This window comes from Undibacterium sp. Ji50W, from assembly GCF_049340445.1.
Taxonomy (GTDB): domain Bacteria; phylum Pseudomonadota; class Gammaproteobacteria; order Burkholderiales; family Burkholderiaceae_D; genus Undibacterium.
The window spans coordinates 238,114-255,207 of the sequence record NZ_JBMPOX010000003.1; the positions used below are offsets into that span (position 1 = coordinate 238,114).

At 51.9% G+C, this 17,094-nt stretch carries 17 protein-coding genes; 6 read left to right on the forward strand and 11 right to left on the reverse strand.

Translation table 11 applies throughout. The features are described from left to right. Positions 1-2: 2 nt before the first annotated feature. Complete coding sequence (locus tag ACO0K9_RS08060; RefSeq protein ID WP_422983598.1) at positions 3-1,148, reverse strand: alpha-D-ribose 1-methylphosphonate 5-triphosphate diphosphatase; 1,146 nt, start codon at positions 1,146-1,148, stop codon at positions 3-5. Between the two features lie 335 nt (positions 1,149-1,483). Between ACO0K9_RS08060 and ACO0K9_RS08065 the strand changes: the two genes are divergently transcribed. The 5 genes from ACO0K9_RS08065 (at position 1,484) to ACO0K9_RS08085 (ending at position 4,278) form a co-directional block, all read left to right on the forward strand. After that, positions 1,484-1,741, forward strand: a complete 258-nt coding sequence (locus ACO0K9_RS08065) for a hypothetical protein (RefSeq protein WP_422983600.1) — start codon at positions 1,484-1,486, stop codon at positions 1,739-1,741. Then, the gene (locus tag ACO0K9_RS08070; protein ID WP_422983602.1) at positions 1,716-2,369 is read left to right on the forward strand and encodes an amino acid ABC transporter substrate-binding protein; all 654 of its coding nucleotides are present in this window, start codon (positions 1,716-1,718) and stop codon (positions 2,367-2,369) included. The genes ACO0K9_RS08065 and ACO0K9_RS08070 overlap by 26 nt, the downstream gene beginning before the upstream one ends. Further along, positions 2,362-3,078 carry a DUF1045 domain-containing protein gene (locus ACO0K9_RS08075; RefSeq protein WP_422983604.1) on the forward strand — a complete coding sequence of 239 codons (717 nt, stop codon included), beginning with the start codon at positions 2,362-2,364 and terminating at the stop codon, positions 3,076-3,078. The genes ACO0K9_RS08070 and ACO0K9_RS08075 overlap by 8 nt, the downstream gene beginning before the upstream one ends. Before the next feature lie 141 nt (positions 3,079-3,219). Beyond that, complete coding sequence (locus ACO0K9_RS08080; RefSeq protein WP_422983606.1) at positions 3,220-3,522, forward strand: hypothetical protein; 303 nt, start codon at positions 3,220-3,222, stop codon at positions 3,520-3,522. A gap of 36 nt (positions 3,523-3,558) precedes the next feature. After that, positions 3,559-4,278, forward strand: coding sequence for an alpha/beta fold hydrolase (locus tag ACO0K9_RS08085; RefSeq protein ID WP_422983608.1), 720 nt, complete (start codon positions 3,559-3,561; stop codon positions 4,276-4,278). A gap of 5 nt (positions 4,279-4,283) precedes the next feature. Here ACO0K9_RS08085 and ACO0K9_RS08090 read toward each other — a convergent pair whose 3' ends face one another. Then, positions 4,284-5,672, reverse strand: coding sequence for a CoA transferase (locus ACO0K9_RS08090; protein ID WP_422983610.1), 1,389 nt, complete (start codon positions 5,670-5,672; stop codon positions 4,284-4,286). A gap of 150 nt (positions 5,673-5,822) precedes the next feature. Here ACO0K9_RS08090 and ACO0K9_RS08095 point away from each other — a divergent pair, with 150 nt between their 5' ends. Beyond that, positions 5,823-7,040, forward strand: coding sequence for a citrate/2-methylcitrate synthase (locus tag ACO0K9_RS08095; protein WP_422983612.1), 1,218 nt, complete (start codon positions 5,823-5,825; stop codon positions 7,038-7,040). A gap of 39 nt (positions 7,041-7,079) precedes the next feature. Here ACO0K9_RS08095 and ACO0K9_RS08100 read toward each other — a convergent pair whose 3' ends face one another. The 9 genes from ACO0K9_RS08100 to ACO0K9_RS08140 all read right to left on the reverse strand — a co-directional run bounded on the left by ACO0K9_RS08100 (position 7,080) and on the right by ACO0K9_RS08140 (position 16,664). Then, positions 7,080-7,304, reverse strand: a complete 225-nt coding sequence (locus ACO0K9_RS08100; RefSeq protein WP_422983614.1) for a helix-turn-helix domain-containing protein — start codon at positions 7,302-7,304, stop codon at positions 7,080-7,082. Positions 7,305-7,312: 8 nt separating this feature from the next. Continuing rightward, a complete protein-coding gene (locus ACO0K9_RS08105) occupies positions 7,313-7,900 on the reverse strand; it encodes a hypothetical protein (protein ID WP_422983616.1) in 588 nt (195 codons plus the stop codon). A 308-nt stretch (positions 7,901-8,208) separates the two neighbouring features. Next, on the reverse strand, positions 8,209-10,596 hold the full coding sequence (locus ACO0K9_RS08110) for a TonB-dependent receptor plug domain-containing protein (RefSeq protein WP_422983618.1): 2,388 nt from the start codon (positions 10,594-10,596) through the stop codon (positions 8,209-8,211). Between the two features lie 135 nt (positions 10,597-10,731). Continuing rightward, a complete protein-coding gene (locus ACO0K9_RS08115) occupies positions 10,732-11,619 on the reverse strand; it encodes an STM4011 family radical SAM protein (RefSeq protein WP_422983620.1) in 888 nt (295 codons plus the stop codon). After that, on the reverse strand, positions 11,616-12,956 hold the full coding sequence (locus tag ACO0K9_RS08120) for an STM4012 family radical SAM protein (protein ID WP_422983622.1): 1,341 nt from the start codon (positions 12,954-12,956) through the stop codon (positions 11,616-11,618). Before ACO0K9_RS08120 ends, ACO0K9_RS08115 begins: the two co-directional genes overlap by 4 nt. Further along, a complete protein-coding gene (locus ACO0K9_RS08125; protein WP_422983624.1) occupies positions 12,953-13,804 on the reverse strand; it encodes an STM4013/SEN3800 family hydrolase in 852 nt (283 codons plus the stop codon). Before ACO0K9_RS08125 ends, ACO0K9_RS08120 begins: the two co-directional genes overlap by 4 nt. Further along, a complete protein-coding gene (locus ACO0K9_RS08130; RefSeq protein WP_422983626.1) occupies positions 13,792-14,457 on the reverse strand; it encodes an HAD family hydrolase in 666 nt (221 codons plus the stop codon). Before ACO0K9_RS08130 ends, ACO0K9_RS08125 begins: the two co-directional genes overlap by 13 nt. Continuing rightward, the gene (locus ACO0K9_RS08135) at positions 14,444-15,586 is read right to left on the reverse strand and encodes an STM4014 family protein (protein ID WP_422983628.1); all 1,143 of its coding nucleotides are present in this window, start codon (positions 15,584-15,586) and stop codon (positions 14,444-14,446) included. The genes ACO0K9_RS08130 and ACO0K9_RS08135 overlap by 14 nt, the downstream gene beginning before the upstream one ends. Positions 15,587-15,593: 7 nt before the next feature. Further along, a complete protein-coding gene (locus ACO0K9_RS08140) occupies positions 15,594-16,664 on the reverse strand; it encodes an STM4015 family protein (protein WP_422983630.1) in 1,071 nt (356 codons plus the stop codon). Positions 16,665-17,094: the final 430 nt, after the last annotated feature.

A 17,094-nucleotide genomic window follows, 5' to 3' on the forward strand; every position in this document is an offset into this window, starting at 1 on the left:
CTTCAGGCAATCTGCTGACCAGCCCGCCAGACACCCATGACGACAGGAATATCCTGCAACATGCGCACCCGGATAAAATCAGCCCGCAAGCCTGGAGTGATCGCGCCCCTGTCATGCAAATCCAGCGCCTGTGCCGGCGCACGGCTGATGGTGGCAACGGCCCTGGGCAGGCTGTATCCATCCTGCTGCAACATGAATGCTGCCTGCAACAGGCTGGCTGGCACATAGTCAGACGAGAGGATATCCAGCAAATCATGCCTGGCCAGTTCAGATGCAGATACATTGCCTGAATGCGAGCCGCCACGCACGCGGTTAGGCGCACCCATGACGATAGACAGACCCTGCTGCCGCGCCGTTTGCGCCGCCAGCAGACTGGTCGGAAATTCGGAAATACTGATACCCTCTGCCACCCCTTCGTGCACATGTTCCGCCGTGGTGTCGTCATGCGATGCCAGCGGTATGGGGTGGGTCTGCTGCTGGCACAACTGCACCACCTGCTGGCGGTTTTCTGCCACATGGCGTTCCTGGCGTTCGCGCAACAGGCCCAGCATCTGATCCACTTTCTGTTCACTCCAGCCACGCTTGCCGGTCACATAGACACGGTAATGGCTCAGGTCTGTCCATTGCCGCTGACCTGGCGTATGGTCCATCAGCGACACCAGCTTTAGCCGCTCATCCCGTATGAAAGGAGTGAACATGGACAGCAAATTGGGTTCCGCCAGTTCCAGGCGCATGTGCAGAAGATGTTCGGCACGCAAAAAACCACCCTTTGCTGCTACCCGCAAGCCTTCTACACAGGGCAGCAGACTTTGCATGCGTATGCTGTCGGGGTCAATATCACCGACGGATATGGCATCCAGCACGGTGGTAATACCGGCGGCGGCAATCTGGGCATCATGCGCCAAAATCGCTGGCATGACTGGCCAGGCGACTTTTGGACGCGGCATCAGGTGTTTTTCCAGATTATCGGTATGCAGCTCGACCAGCCCCGGCAACAGGAAATCGCCCTGCCAGTCTTCACCATGCAGACCATTGCTACCGACATCACTGATCAGGCCCGCGCTGACTGCCATCGATCCGCTGTAAACAGCATCCGCAGTGACGATGCGGGCATTACGAATTGCCAATCCGGTTTCTGAAAAATTCATGATAATAAAAAGCAATTAATTACATACGTCACCTTATCATGATTTGCCGGGCGACTATCAAATCCATCATCTCGCTGTGGACCCAGGTAAACCGAAAAAATGCGTGTCCTCCAAGTAATAATCGCCTTGCGGCTCATAGCAGGGCGATAAAAAATCCCATGCCATTTATTGAAATTGAGCAATATTGTTTTGATTTTTTAACGAAATCTTGTTTTGCCATGCCACCGGAAATTCATACTTTGTCTTGCACCCTGACTGTTAGAGTCGATTGACTAGGAAGTGTTGACCTAGAACACCTCGCGATGTAGCTCACCTAACAACAGGCGGAAAATATGATGCGTCAAATGCTGACTGGTTTTACTACATTGCTGTGCCTGTCCTTACCACTATGCGCCCAGGCCGCCGACACGCTGACGAAAATACGCAAGACCCAGACCCTGGTGATAGGCATACGTGAAACAGCGCCTTTTTCCTATACCGATGCAGACAAACAGCCACTCGGTTATTCGGTTGATCTTTGCCTGAAAGTGGCAGACGCCATCAAAAAAAGAATTAAAGATGCCTGCCATGCAGCTGCAATTTTATCCCGTTGATTCTGCTACCCGTTTCAGCGCCCTGCTGGAAGACAAGATAGACCTGGAATGTGGCAGCACCACCAATAATGCAGAAAGACGCAAAAAGGTCGCCTTCACGATACCGCACTTTTTCTCTAGCGTGCGCGCCCTGGTCAAGACCGATAGCGGCATCAAGAACTGGTCACAATTGCGCAACCGCACCGTCGTCACCACCAAAAGCACCACCACCGTCAAGCTGCTGAATGACAGGAGCGACACGATTTCCCTCAACATCAAACTGGTAGAAGGCAATAGCGATCAGGAATCCTTCAAGATGGTGGAAGATAGCAAGGCCGATGCCTTTCCCATGGATGATGTCTTGCTGTACAGCCTGAGGGCAGAGTCCAAAGCCCCGGCAAGCTTTGCCATCATTGGTGAGCCCCTGTCGATAGAGCCGTATTCCATCATGATGCGCAAGGATGATCCCGGCTTCAAGAAAATCGTTGATAATGAGATGCTGAGACTCATCCACGAAGGTGAGATTTACCGTATTTATGAAAAATGGTTCATGAAAGCTATTCCTCCAAAAAATATCAACATGAATATGTCCATGGGCTTCCTGCTCAGGGATTCACTGCGTTTCCCGACGGATCAGGTGGGTGACTGATGCTGGCAAGGGTCGTGAAGGCATGACACGCTATGCCCTGTATTTTGCGCCAGATAGCGACAACGCCTGGTGGCATGCCGGCAACCAATGGCTGGGACGCGACGCCGACGCCGCGCGCGATCTGCCGCAACCACCACTCGATGGTATCCAGCCAGATGTGCAGCACCAACTGACGCAAGATGCCCGCCGCTATGGTTTTCATGCAACACTGAAAGCCCCTTTCCACCTGGCACCCGGCTACACCGAAGCAGCACTACACCTGGCCCTGGAAGAATTTTGCCAGCAACTGGCTCCCGTCACAGGGCTGGCGCCAGGCGTGCAATGGATGGGCAATTTTCTGGCCCTGCGACCAACAAAAAATCAAACCGCGATCAATGAACTGGCCTTTGCCTGCGTCCAGCAATTTGACCGCTTTCGCGCCCCCATGAGCACGGCAGACCTGGCCCGTCGCCAGCAACACCCGTTAAACGCCAGGCAGCAAGCCTTGCTGATGCAATGGGGTTACCCTTATACACAAGAGGAATTCCGCTTCCACATGACGCTGACCGACAGGCTGGAGCAAGGCCCACTGGCAGACCACTTCCACGCGGCAGCACAAGCGTATTTTGATCTGGATACACCACTCGACATCAACAGCATTGCTCTGTTCACCGAACCTCAGCCGGGTGCAGATTTTCAACTATCTGCGCGTTTTCCGTTTGGCCGCTAAAGCAGCCTGATAAAGCAGGCTGATCTAACCATCTTACCTTCAAGAAAAATTCAGCATAAAATGACTGTACTCATTCCATAGACAGGAGTGAGTTCTGGTCTTCGAACCTGTTTACGATCTTACTTTTTCAGGAGCCTATGCATGTCCATCACTCCAGAGCAACTACAGGAATTGATGAAAGAAGTCGAACAGGAAGATCCCATCGATTTTGCCGATCTGCCTTTCGAAGAAGATGAATTACGCGCCATCACCGCCACCCATTTATGCGAGATGGCCGATGCCATGGAAAGCTTCAGCCAGGAAGACCGCCAGGTCACCCTGCTGGCTGTCGCCGCCAAGCTGGTGCTGGAAAACCTGGTGCTGCATATACAACTGCTGCGCCAGCACGGCATTCCCCTGAGCGATCAGGTCAACAACCTGCTGCAAAACCTGAAGAAAAAATAAGCATGATGAATCCTTGCAGCCACACGTCAAGCGCCCATGCATAAAGACAGACACTTCCTGCTGATCCCCGGCTTTATGTGCGATGCCAGTTTGTGGCAATTGCTGTTACCGGCACTGCAGCAACGCGGGCATGTGCAACTGGCAGACCTGAACCAGGGTGACAGCATAGAAAGCATGGCGCAACGCATACAGACAACGACACCTGAGCAGGCAATCGTCATCGGCTTTTCGCTGGGTGGTTATGTGGCACGTCACCTGGCCTGGCGCTTGAGCATGCAGGCTGCTGGTCCGGGGCCGACGGGTCTGGTGTTACTGAATACCTCGGCACGTGCCAGTACCGAAGATGAAATACGCAGAAACCAGCAGCAAATCCACATGCTGGCCACTTACCCCTACAAGGGCCAGACCATGACGGCACTGCGCCGCGCCCTGCATCCGCAGCGCCAGGACGATACCGCCATGCTGGCGCATTTACAGGCCATGTCGGTGGCACTGGGAAAAGAAGTTTTCCTGCGCCAGTTGGGCATACAAAGACGGGATGGACATCATGAACTGCCTCTGATACGCTGTCCCACCCTGGTGGTCGCCAGCAGGAACGACCAGATGCGCAGCCTTGAAGAATCTGAAAAACTGGCACACGGCCTGCCTCATGCCGAACTGCAAATCATTGAAGACTGCGGCCACATGTCACCACTGGAAAAAGCATCAGAACTGATCGTCTTACTGGATAAATGGCTAAGCAGGAATACGCTGTAAACCAACTACTGCCAGACTGGCGCATGCTCACCCAGAACCGGCGCAGGCAAGTCAAAATGCGCAGGCGTGGCAGGCATGTGTTCCACCGGTGCGATGGCCTGTATCTGTCCATAGCCTGAGGTAGATGTCTGCACAAAACGGGCGATTTCTTCCTTGCGCAATTCAGCGGCATGATCATGTAAACCGCGTCTGGGCATCTGTTGCAGCCAGCGTCCGGTCTGCGCCAGCGAAACCCTGACTTGCCAGCTCCCCCCTTCGACAGCCCGCTTTTGCAGCGCCAGCATGGTCGCATAAGCCAATAAATAACCAGTGGCATGATCGAGTGCCTGGAACGGCAGCTTGCCGGGTGCAGTACCACCTGCTGCCCGTCCTTCGGCCTCGGCAATGCCACTGGCTGACTGTACCAGGCTATCAAAACCGCGCCTGTGTGCCCACGGGCCGACATGCCCGTAGGCCGACAAGCTGACATGAATCAGGCCGGGTCGCATGGCACACAATTCCTCAACCGAATACCCAAGCTGTGCCAGAGAATTCGGACGATAAGCCTGCATGAAAACATCGACGCCATTGATCAACTGATGCAGTTGCTGCCGCCCTTCTGCCTGGCGCAAATCAATTTGTGCAGAACGTTTGCCACGGCCGGTATCCATCACCAGCGGCATGATGTTAGGTAGATGAGCAGCGCTGATGGCCAGCACCTCAGCCCCATGCTGTGCCAGAGTACGGGCACCGACCGGGGCCGCAATCACTCTGGATAAATCCAGTACGCGCACACCACTCAGGGGACGCCGCCCATCAGGCCGCAGGGGAATGACGGGGCCATCGCCCACCCGCCTGACTTCAAACAGGGGCAAATCTGCGATGGCTTGCGCCTGCGGATGGGCCAGCCATTCCTGTTCTGTGCGTATCATGGCGGCACACATGTTGACCTGGGCCAATACCTGCTCCAGCTCTGCCGCTTGCCAGCCTGCAATTGCTCGGGCGACTGCGGCGCGCTCCTCAACACATTGCAAGATCGCCAGCACGCCATCCCTGTGATGCGGGAAGTTGGTATGCAATTGTATCCAGCGCCCATCTCCAGCCTGGTAATAACCGGCAATCTTGCTCCAGGGGTCTTCAGGTGCTTGGCCATTGACGCTGAGATAGCGGTCACTCTTGAACATGGCCAGCGCATGACGCCGGTCAACAGTGATGCTCTGGGCTTCACCACCGCGTGCCTGCCAAAGCTGCGCCGCCATCAAGGCTTGCACCGCAATCGTGGCCGACGCCACCTCCCCCACTGGAAACGTCGATGGCAATTGCGCGGTATCACCACCAAATGTCAGTTGTGGCAAAGCCTCAGACGCGCCGCCGCCCATGTGCCATAAGGATGCCAGTAGTGTTTCTGCAGACATGATGTTCTCCCAATAGGAAATCAAAATAGGAAATCAAATTGGCGCACAATGCGATAAGCTGCTGCATGTACGGTCATATTTGCGTTCAGTCTAGGATCTGTATCACACTATGGTCAATCTTGATTCTGCCAATCAATATAAAAATTTATAGTGGAAAATCTTATCTCTGCCAGAGAAGCCGCTCAGTTGCTGGGCATTAGCCTGCCCACGCTGTATTCCTATGTCAGCCGTGGCTTGCTGCAATCACATCTGCATGAAGGGCAAAGAGCCAGGCGTTATCTGAAGGAAGAAGTATTACGCCTGCTGGTCCGCAATACCGACAGCAAGCGGGCGGGTAGTGCTGCGGAATCTGCCATAGACTGGGGTGTACCCATACTGGAATCAAAGATAACCCAGGTAAGCCATGGCAAGCTGTATTACCGTGGCCTGCCCGTGGATGATCTGGCACGCACACATACGCTGGAACAAACGGCGCTGATTTTGTGGGACAGCCATGCTACAACTGAATTGCAGAATATCCATTTAACCGGACTGGATACGCTGTGGCCCCAATTGATGGACTTGAGCGCAACCCTGTCGCCCTATGAAAGAGCCATCAGCGTGCTCCCCCTGCTGGCCGCAACAGTCAATCAGACCAGAGACATCCACCCCCACCAGCACGCATTGTTGTGGATGCACCTGACGGCCGCTGCATTGCTGGGTGTGAAACCCGACTATCAGCCATTTCACCACAAGCTGGCAACAGCCTGGCAACTCGATGCAAGCCAGGCAGATCTGCTGCGTGCCGCCCTGGTGGTCAGCGCTGATCATGAATTGAATGTATCCACCTTTACCGTGCGCTGTGTCGCTTCTGCCGGTGTCCATCTGGGTATGGCCCTGGTTGCCGGGCTGGCGGCACTATCGGGCCCCAAGCATGGCGGCGAAAGCCTGCGTGTCGGCAGCATGGTAAGGGCCGGGCTGGCAGTTGGGCCGCAGGGCATGGCGGAGTTCCTGCAACAGCGCCTGCATAAGCATGATGCCAGCCATCATTTTTCACCACGGCTGCCAGGCTTTGGTCATCCGCTTTATCCGAATGGCGACCCGCGTGGAGCCTTGTTGATGAGCATGCTCGACAAAAAAACACATGCCAGCTTGTTTGATCTGGCCGATGCGGCACAAGACCTGACCGGCCAGGCACTGAATATCGACTATGCGCTGGTCGCAGTCGAAATTGCCTGCAGGCTGCCACCAGGTGCGGCCCAGATCCTGTTTGCCCTGGGCCGTACGGCAGGCTGGATAGCCCATGCCATGGAACAGGTGGCAGAAGGCCAGTTGATACGCCCACGTGCCAGGTATGTGGGCAAATTTCCCGATACCAAATCAGTTTAAATCAGGCTTTGATATTAAGCTTCGGTACTATGTTTCGAACTAGACTTCCGTATCAAGCATATCAGGCGTATAAGCCAGAATATCACCGGGCTGGCATTCCAGCACCTGGCAAATTCTTTCCAGCGTATCAAAGCGTATGGCCTTGGCCTTGCCCGTCTTTAACACAGATAAATTTTGTGGCGTGATATCCACCAACTCAGCCAGCGTATTCAAACGCATCTTGCGCTGGGCCAGCACCACATCCAGATTGACAGTAATCGGCATATGCGTCCTCAGATGGTCAGTTCAGCTTCTTCATTGAGGTCTACACCTATTTCCAGCGACCACAGCAATAGCAGGCAAAATCCTATCCATGTCAGTTGATCGAGAACACTGCCCAGCAAATGCCCGATATCGCCTGAACCACCCGTAACGGACTGGGTATAACTGAGAATGATGGCAGAGATTTCGATCACAAGCCCCCCAGCGACCAAGATCAGGTTCAGAGTAAATGCCCTCCTAGCGTGAAAAATGGCATTCCTGTTGAAAATTTCGCCCTCATAAAAACAGGTCAGCAATTTATTGATGTGGATGAGAACAAATTCCAGCAAAACACAGGAGAGGATAGCTACTACTGAGGCGATTACTTTCAGGTCAGTCGTTATCCCACTTTGTAGCAGATCATAAAAACCGTCTTTCACCGTCACTGCTTTCGCGAGGTAGGCAATCAGCGTCAAGTCTCCGGAAGGTGCCGTCACCATGATGATAGGAAAGGCGACACCCCCGATAGCCACCACGGCCATGGCGAAGATGTTAAGAAATAAAAAGTACCTGCTCAGCTTACGGATATTGGCAATCCTGGCATGTTTCTGAACTTGCATTTGTAGCCCCTGGTTGAATTAAAGTGACTCAATTCTAAAGCCATGAATTTCGAAATGCAATAGTTTTTTATCGATTATCGATAAATAAATATCGATAATAATTTCGTCGACTTTTAAGCAGCAGACGCAAAAAGGGCTGCATAACGCAGCCCTTCCTCAAAATACCAAGTCACCTACTTAGAGGCTGTTACGAAGTTAAGATGGCTAGGCGCCCCCGGCTAGGCGCCGTTGCCGCAGACAGTACTTTAGTACAAGGTACACACTGGGCAACGCAACAACGCCAGATTAATTTCGAAACAGTCTCTAAGTTACCAGGCGTATGCCGCCTTCGCATAATAGTAACGACCATTAAAGCCATACGGCGAGAAGGTACTGTACGCCAGGGTACCACCAGAATTCAGATTGCCTGCCGAAGTCACCTGATCTGGATATTTGTCCGTCACGTTATCGACACCGGCACTGATCGTCCATTTGCCCAGCCTCACACTAGCGGCGACATCCAGCACCAGGTTGGCGCTATAAGTCTGATCCAGGGTCACGTTATTTTGTGGTGAGACAAAACTGCCATAGCGTGTTGCCAGGCCATGGATGGTCCAGTTGTTGAAACCATAGTCTGCCGCAATACTGAATTTGTCTTTCGGTGTCGCCAGGGTCGCACGGTTGACGGTTTGCCTGTCTATCAGCAAGAGATTGTTTTGCGTCAGTATTGCCGGATTATCTGCCACCCGCTTCACCGAGGTGTCATTGTGGTTATAAGCGACGGTAAAGCCCAGTTTGTCTGACCCCGACAAAGGAATTTGATACGAACCGACGACATCCACACCACGGGTCTGTGTATCGAGTGCATTGGTGAAATAACGCGCCGCACCGACCAGCACGCCCTGCTTGGCCAGCACACTTTGCAAGGCTGCAGGCAAGATCAGGTTGCCGGAATACAGGATGCGCTTATCAATATCGATCTGATAGGCATCAATACTCAGTGAGGCATTTTTGCTCGGCTGCAATACTGCGCCCAGACTGTAGTTGCGTGATTTTTCAGCTTCCAGCGGTATCGCCCCCAAAGCCTTGGCAGCAGCTGTGGCAACGCCAAAGGTTCCGGTATCCACCAGTTGTGATGTGCCGTTGATGTTGATCAGATTGGTGGTGGAGATCGTATAATTTTGCTGTGCCAGTGAAGGTGCGCGGAAACCATTCGATACGGCTGCACGTAATGCAAATTCCTTGGTGAATTCAAACCGGCCCGACAGCTTGCCCGAAGTCACACTGCCAAAATCGCTGTAGTTTTCATGCCGCAAAGCGACCGAAGCACTCAGTTGCTTGGTCAGTTCCGCTTCGATATTGGCATAAATCGATGCGCTGTGACGGCTGAAACTGCCAGCATTCGAAGGCTGGAAGCCAGAGAAGCCCTGCGCACCACTACCGAAATAAGAATTCGCTTCACCGGCACCGATTTCATACTGGTCACGCCGGTATTCAGCACCGAGCGCCAGTGTCAGCGGATTCGCCAGGCCGGCAAGTTCTATCTCTCTCGCCACATCAAAATTTGCCAGGGTCTGGGTATTTTTCAGCTTGCCGGCGTAAAAGCGCGTTGGGCTGGTGGCACCCAAACTCAGGTTCACGGTATTGGTGACATCCAGGCTGAATTCGCTAGTGCCGTAATTGACACTGGCATCCCAGCGCCAGCCATCGGTACGGCCCTTGATACCGCCCACCACCGATACGTCGGTATTCGTCGCCGCTTCATTCGGCAAGAAACCATTTGGATACAGCGGTGAACGCAAAGTCGTGCCGGTTGTATACGCAGTGCGCCAGGTCGCTGCAGCATCGGTATTGCGACGGCTGTAGTTAGCAAAACCATACAGCTCAAGATCTGCCGCCAGTGCCAGCGCAGCATTCACACCCAGATTGGTTTGTTGCAACTTGGGGTCACCTTGCACCTGGGTGACTCTGCCGTATAAAGGTTCAAGCGGATTACGGAAATCGGCACCGGCGCGATTGGTTTCATTTTGATTGCGCTGCTCTGCAGTAAAACGTGCCCAGCCCTTGTCACCCAAAACCGTACCAAAGTTGGCGCTCAGACTGCCTTGCGTACCGTCGCGCTTGCTGTATTGACCGCCGCCGACCTGGACTTCGCCACCATCTGCCCCTTTTTTCAGGATGATGTTGATGACGCCAGCAATCGCATCCGAGCCATATTGTGCTGCCGCACCATCACGCAAAACTTCTATCTTGTCGATGGAACTGATGGGGATGGTATTCAGATCGGCAGGCGAAGAACCACGCCCTGCGGTGCCATTCACATTCACCACCGCCGAGGTATGCCAGCGCTTGCCATTCACCAGTACCAGTGTCTGGTCCGGCGACAGGCCGCGCAATTGTGCAGGCCGACTGGCCGACGTGCCGTCGGCCACTGCCGGACGCGGGAAGTTCAGTGAAGGCAGCAAACGGCTCAATACCGCCGCCAGCTCGCCAGAGCCGGTAGATTGCAAATCCTTGGATGTCAGGATATCGATCGGTGCTTCAGAATCCGACACAGTGCGCTTGATGCTACGTGTACCGGTCACAATAACGGTATCTGACTGAGGCGGGATGATTTCTTGTGCCTCGACAGAAAAAGCTGAAAAGGTAGAAACGATTGCTGCCGCCAATACTGCATTACGTCGCTTTGGTAAAAACAGGTTTGTAGCTATGTTCATACGGGATCTCTTTCTATGCTAGTGAGCTTTAAGTTGAACCGATATTACTTCCTTGGGCATAGACGACAAACGATTGTTTTCAGCTAAAAGCATGAAAAAATCATATAAGGCAAAAACTGTTTATCTGGTTTGTCACTAAGTTGCCGCTTGGTTTTCCGCTAATCCAGCAAACCGTACAGGGATTCTTTCCAGCAAACCGCTGCCATACACTACATCGGATTTCATGCTATCAAGATGGATATAACCTATGTGACAGTGGCAAGTCGCTTTGGTACAGGCTTCCTTCTTCAGCATGCTGGCCAGCGGGTCGGTAAAAATATTGCCCTTCCTGGTCTTGATGAAGTGGCAGCGAAACAGGTCACCATTGCCTTCTATGGACACCACCTCATTCCCCGCCTTGCAGGCTTTGCCCATGCTGTCATACCAGGGCAGGTTCAGCCTGAACAAGTGATCGATATTTTCCAGGAAGGCGATTTCTGCCTCACTATAGTAATCAGCTTCACGCTTGTAGGCGTTGATCCACATATAGATATCTTGTGGCAGGCGCTGGCGCAAGGCGGTGATGTGCGGAAAATGCTGCTTCAGTCCCACCACGCCGACACTGTGACGAATATGCAGGGCACTGAGTGCATTCGATTTCTCGACGAATTTATTTTCGCTGACAAAATCCGGATGATAGGTCGTCCACAAAGCTGTGGTCTGCGGATTGCAACGTGATAACCATTGCGGGTTCCATGCCAGATTGGTCTGTGCCGCCACTTTGCGCACATGCGGTAAATGCGACAGCCGTATCACTGCATCCTGATACCATTTACGCACCAGGGCTTCACCATAGGGCGTAATAAAAATCTCCATGGGATAGTCGGCACTGCTGTTTTGCTCTACCCAGGTGACAAATCTGTCCAGGTCGTTTTTATCCAGCGCCTGCATTTCCCTGCTGTTCTTTTCTTTGGCGAAGGGACAGTATTCACAACTGTAGTTGCAATCAGTCAGGTGCCCGCGATAAATCACTTTCAGGCTCATCTTGGTACATACTCCTGCATTTTGTGCTTAACCTCTGGTGAAATAAACCAGTGACCGATGAGGTCAGAGTACGCCATGCCATTCCCATGCAATTGCATGCGACCCGCCTGTTCTTGCGCCAATCCCATTTCCATAAGGGTAGACAATTCAGGGAAATCGGCATGTGCCGACTGACCAAACAGGGACTGATAATGTGCCCCATCCAGTCCTTCGACCTTCAATAGTGACTTGATCAGGTAACGCCGCTTTCTGTCATCTTCAGACAGGCGAATACCGTAACCCGCCGTCATGAAGTCGGCACGTTCCTTGGCCACATAATCATTGATGATGGCTGCCACATTCGGTTTGGATACCGCATATTCTGTCGAATAATGCACGTCTGTGGTGTAGGAACGGGCATTGGTACCCAGCCCTATCATGCCATCTTCCTGGCATGAATATTCTGAGCTTTCACGCAAGCCAGCAACTGGCCGCCGAAACAGGCGCATCGAATCCTGGACATAGCCATGTGCCTGCAAAAATTCCCGTCCTATGCGATACAGTGTGCTGCGCAGATCTTCGGCCTGGGTATTGCCGTGCTTTTTGAACAGTGTCGTCAAAGGGCGCACGTAGAGGGGGTACAGAAATATTTCCGTTGGTTGGAATTGCACGGCCTTTTCCAGCGATGCCAGCCAGGTTTCCGGCGTTTGCCCCGGAATGCCATAAATCAGATCCAGATTGAAAATCGGGAATTGGTAACTGTGGATTTTTTCCAGCAGCGTTTCCATCACCGCATCTGGCTGTACACGACCGACTGAACGCGCTTCTGCATCGATAAAGCTTTGTATGCCTATGCTGATGCGCTGCACGCCATGCTGTGACAGGCAAGAAAGTTTCTCATCGTTGATGGTGTCAGGAGAAATCTCAAACGAGCCTGGCGTATTTTTCAAATCCAGCCCCAGGGTATTGGTATAGACTGAAAATAATTTCTCCAACTGCCCTACTTCCAGGTGGCTGGGCGTGCCGCCACCAATCGCATACCCGGCAAAGCTGAACTCGCCCAGCGTGTCCCGCGCCACTTCGGCTTCCAGTTGCACTTTTTTAAGATACAGGCTGACCAGGTCTTCTTGCGGATTGGAAACCGTAAACAAATTACAGAACGCGCATTTCATGCGGCAAAAAGGGATATGCGTGTACAAATACAGCGAACTCTTTTTTTCCGGTGCCCACAGGGTTTTCAAATCCAGCTTTTGCTCGAATGGCCGGTAGGCCGTCTTGTGCGGATACGAATACAGATAGCTCTGAAAGCGATTGTTTTCTTCCAGGTAGCGACGAAACGCCGTGCCAATATCGGTCATGGCAAGCTCCCTTGCGGCAACAAGAAATCGGCATAGGGAATGATCCAGACTTTTTCATGTCCCAGACGGTGTCCTGTATAACCGTCTTCACCATAGGTCGTGCCATGATCGGAACTGAGTATCACAAAGGTGTCGCCACGTTGATTGAGTGCCTGGAACAAAGGTGGCAACTGGCTATCGATGTAGCGCAGCGCAGCAGCATGGCTTGCCAGGCTATCGCCAGCAGAGCCTGACAGGTAATGGCAGTTGGGTTGATGTAGGGCGGATAGATTCATAAATAAAAAAACTTTTCCCCTGGGTTTTTGTTGCAATAGCTGGATAGCAAACTCAACCTGATGCCTGGTTGATTCAGGATCAGTGACGCCAAATTCAGGCTGCCAGTAACTTTCCTGGAAAAGATTGGGCAAGACACAGGACAGTGGATTCTGTTTTTTAAAAAAGCCAACACCACCAATACAAATGGTGCGATACCCCAATCCGGCAAAACCGGCAACGATGTCCGGTGTATCGAAAGCATAGCTGCGCTCACCGGTAGTTTCACTGCCAGCAAACTGCAGGGAAAACAATCTTTCATGTATCCCTGGACGTGCTGGTGTCGGCAGAAAGCCAGCAAAAAAAGCACAGTGCGATGCATAGGTGAAGGACCCCGGCGCATGGCGCTCTTCCCAGCCGTTGGGCAATATGCTGGCCAGAAAAGGCAGGTGACCTGCCGCATGTTCGGCCTGCGCAACATCGTAACGCAGGGTATCAAAAGTGATGAAAAGGAAGTTGGCCTTGCCAACCAGCGCATTCATATCCAGCATATCCGGCATATTCGTCCTAGCCAAACTGTTTTTCATATCAGACATGTCAGCGCCTCCTCCAGCGCATGGATGCTGGTGATTTCCCGGTCTGGCCGTGCGGGTACCTGCACCTTGCCAGGATTGACGAAAATGGTTTTCAACTGCAGGGCCATGGCGGGCTGCATATCGTTGAGATAATCATCCCCTATCATGACAACCCCCGCCTGCCTGCAATAGACTAGTGCATGCGAGTACAGTCTCAGGTCAGGCTTGTCATAGCCGACTTCAGCAGAAATAAAGATATGTTCAAAAAAATGCGTAAGCCCTGCGCTATGCAGTTTGCGGCCTTGCATGCTGGCAGAACCATTGGAAATAATCATCAGTTGATATTGTGCCGAGAGTCGTTCCAGCATATTACCCAGCAATTTATCTGCTTGCACAAAATCCGGCAGTGTCAGGTGGTCTGCCCACAAAGTATCCGCCGTATAAGAAAGACCGGGAAAGCGTTGCAATAAAGCCTGGCAAAACAGCTTGCGATCTTTTCTTCCATGGCAATCAAGGGCCAGAATATCCTCCCTTGCACGTGCTGCATCTTCGTCTGCAAACGCGCCCTGGTTCCTGTCCATGAAGTCCTGCAAATAAAGCTTGAACGCAGCATCCCTGTCTATCAGGGTATTGTCGATATCAAACAGCAGGCTGGCTTTTTCAGTGTTCGGCATGCTCACCTGCCTGCCGTCTGAGGACAGCATTGATTTCCGCAAGATAGGTGTTTTCTGCATCGTGCAACAGATTCGGCAATAAATCGCCAAAGGCATTGGCCTCCAGCAGCACCGGTGGCTGCCCATCCCTGGGCAGCAATATGTCCAGTCCTGCATACAGGGATAGTGGAAAAGCCTGCATGGTGTTTTCTACCAGCGTATCGATGTCTTTCCAGGTTACTGACGACAATTCCAGTTCATCCACTGCGCAGCGCTGATTACCGAGGTGCAAATTGGTCATAGGGCCGCGGCTTAATCTGGCAATAGCGTGCCGCCGCTTGCCGGCTATACCCATGACCCGCAAATCGTAAGAACTACCTTCATGACTGGCCTTGGGTATCCAGCGTTCTGTCAAAGCACCTTGCGCAAACAGAAAATCCAGCACGGTCCGTATGGTATCGCGCGCTGTGTATTTTTTAACTTTCAGGGAATTGTAAAACCGCTCGCCATTCGTGCCATGTGTGCCATTCATGCCATTCATCCCATGCACGACTTCCACCGTAGAATAAGCCTGTTCGCGGCCATTGCTTTTATTGTATTCATAAGCCACCACACCAGACGCTGACGAACTTGAATTCAGCTTGATGAAGAAGCGGCTGGCTTGCTGCTTTTCCACGAATGCAAAAAATTCGTCATAGCAGGAAAACACCGGACAGGCTGGCAAGGTATACGCTTGCAACAATTGCTTGCATAGCGGTTTGTTGAACATGCTGACGATATCTGCCGGGTGATTAAACCAGTCCACTTTTCCTGCACGCTGGGCAATCGATGTCATCAATTGAGAAAAACCCTGAAACCATAATCGCGGATGGTAGATTCTGCCGCGCTCGTCTTCTAGCGCCAACGCATTTTCCAGGCCACCCAAAGCGAGTATTCTTTTTTCCACTTCAAAGTTTTCACCGGGTGACTCTATCCTGACGGTGCATGCTTTCGCCAATACCTCGTCCAGTATGCAAATATCATTCAATACATCCAGATAAGGAATGACCAGGGCCGGCTCCCGTCCAGCGTCCTGCAATGCTTCCTGAAAAAAACGCACACGTCTGTTTTCAGGATTGCCTATCAGCACAAATGAAGAAAGCTTGCGCATCCAGCAGCTATTCCGTCACTGCCGGGTAGCGCCAATCGTCGTCATCGCTGGTTTGCTGATCCGATACGTCCACCAATATCGGCAATTGCTTGAATTCTTTCATCATGGCATTGGACAGGTAGTGGTAATGCAAATCCAGTTTTTTCAGGCCGCTGATTTTTTTACTGTCCAACAAGGCACGTCCACCTTCATCTGTCAGCGTACCCATGGACAAGTCCAGTGTTTCCAGTTGCTCGAGTACCGGAGCTTGAGCAATCGCCATTGCGACTTCATTGGCGATGCCGCTGTCAGCCAGACCAAGATAAGTCAGCTTGGGAAACAAGCCCTTTTGCATCAGGGGGCGCAGATCATCTATCTTGGCGTCGAAGCCATAGTCATCCACACCCAGGTAAAGCAGCAGGTATTCAAGATTCGGCAAATGTGCAGTAGCAATGGTTTCGATGATTTTTTTCGGCAAGCCGCCACATTCTATGGTCAGTGCTTTCAGCTTGTCATGCTTCAGCGGCAGGGACGACAATTCCAAACCTGTAGAACCCTTGATATGCAGACGTTCCAGCGCCGGGAAGGCCGTAAAAACAGAGGTGTAGTCGCCCTGGTTAATCCAGGAAATTTCGCATTCCTCGGAATCCATGTCGCCGACAAACAATTCTTTCAAATTAGCCAGCTTGCCATGGTTTGCCACCAGCAAACCCAGGGCATCTTGCGGTCCGTTTTCATACGCATCTTCCCAGGCAGCGATGACCAGCGATTCCACATCTGCAGCCTGCGTCGTCTCCAGGAAAGCCAATACTTTTTCTGCCAAGGTCTTGCCCTCTTCTGCCTCGTCATAGCCTACACCCAAGCGTCGTGCGACTTTTTTTGCACTGGCATCGGTCTTTTGCACATAACCTTTTTTGGTTTTTTCGGCGATCAGCTTGTCCATTTCTTTTTGTGCCTTTTCTACGGACTCAAAATTGCTGATCTTTTCCTGACCGGCGGTACCGATTTTTCCGTACTTCACAGTCAGCGTGCTGGCTTCCATTTCCACTTGCCAAAATTTGTATGATTTGGAATCCTGGTATTCAAAGTAATGTTTCATCGAATAGCGCCTTAAAATTGACGGGTGTTGATGGAGCTGAGTTGGCTTGAGTAGGCCGCAGAGTTCGATTTGAACGTCTGCAGATAAATATCTTGCCTTTAAAACCACATGGTACCTGCTGACCACCCCTTGTCAAGCAAGAAAATCAATTGTTACACAGTACAGTTTCGCTAACTTATTCTCCTATGTAAAACCTAGGAAAATAGTCGTCATTTTGAGCAGTCGCAACAGGTGGCTTAGATGCTGTCAAATCATCTTCTTTCAAAATACTTGAAAAGAAGATTAGGTGATTTCCAATTTAAGGTGTATATTCCTTCTCGTACTTGCATCAAGTCCTTAATTTGTTGGTCCCAATTCCGCATAGCTTTATCTCTCTGGCTGTTCTGTCTTATTTCCACCGGTTTTATCACTTGCTTACAAGTGCCCCCTC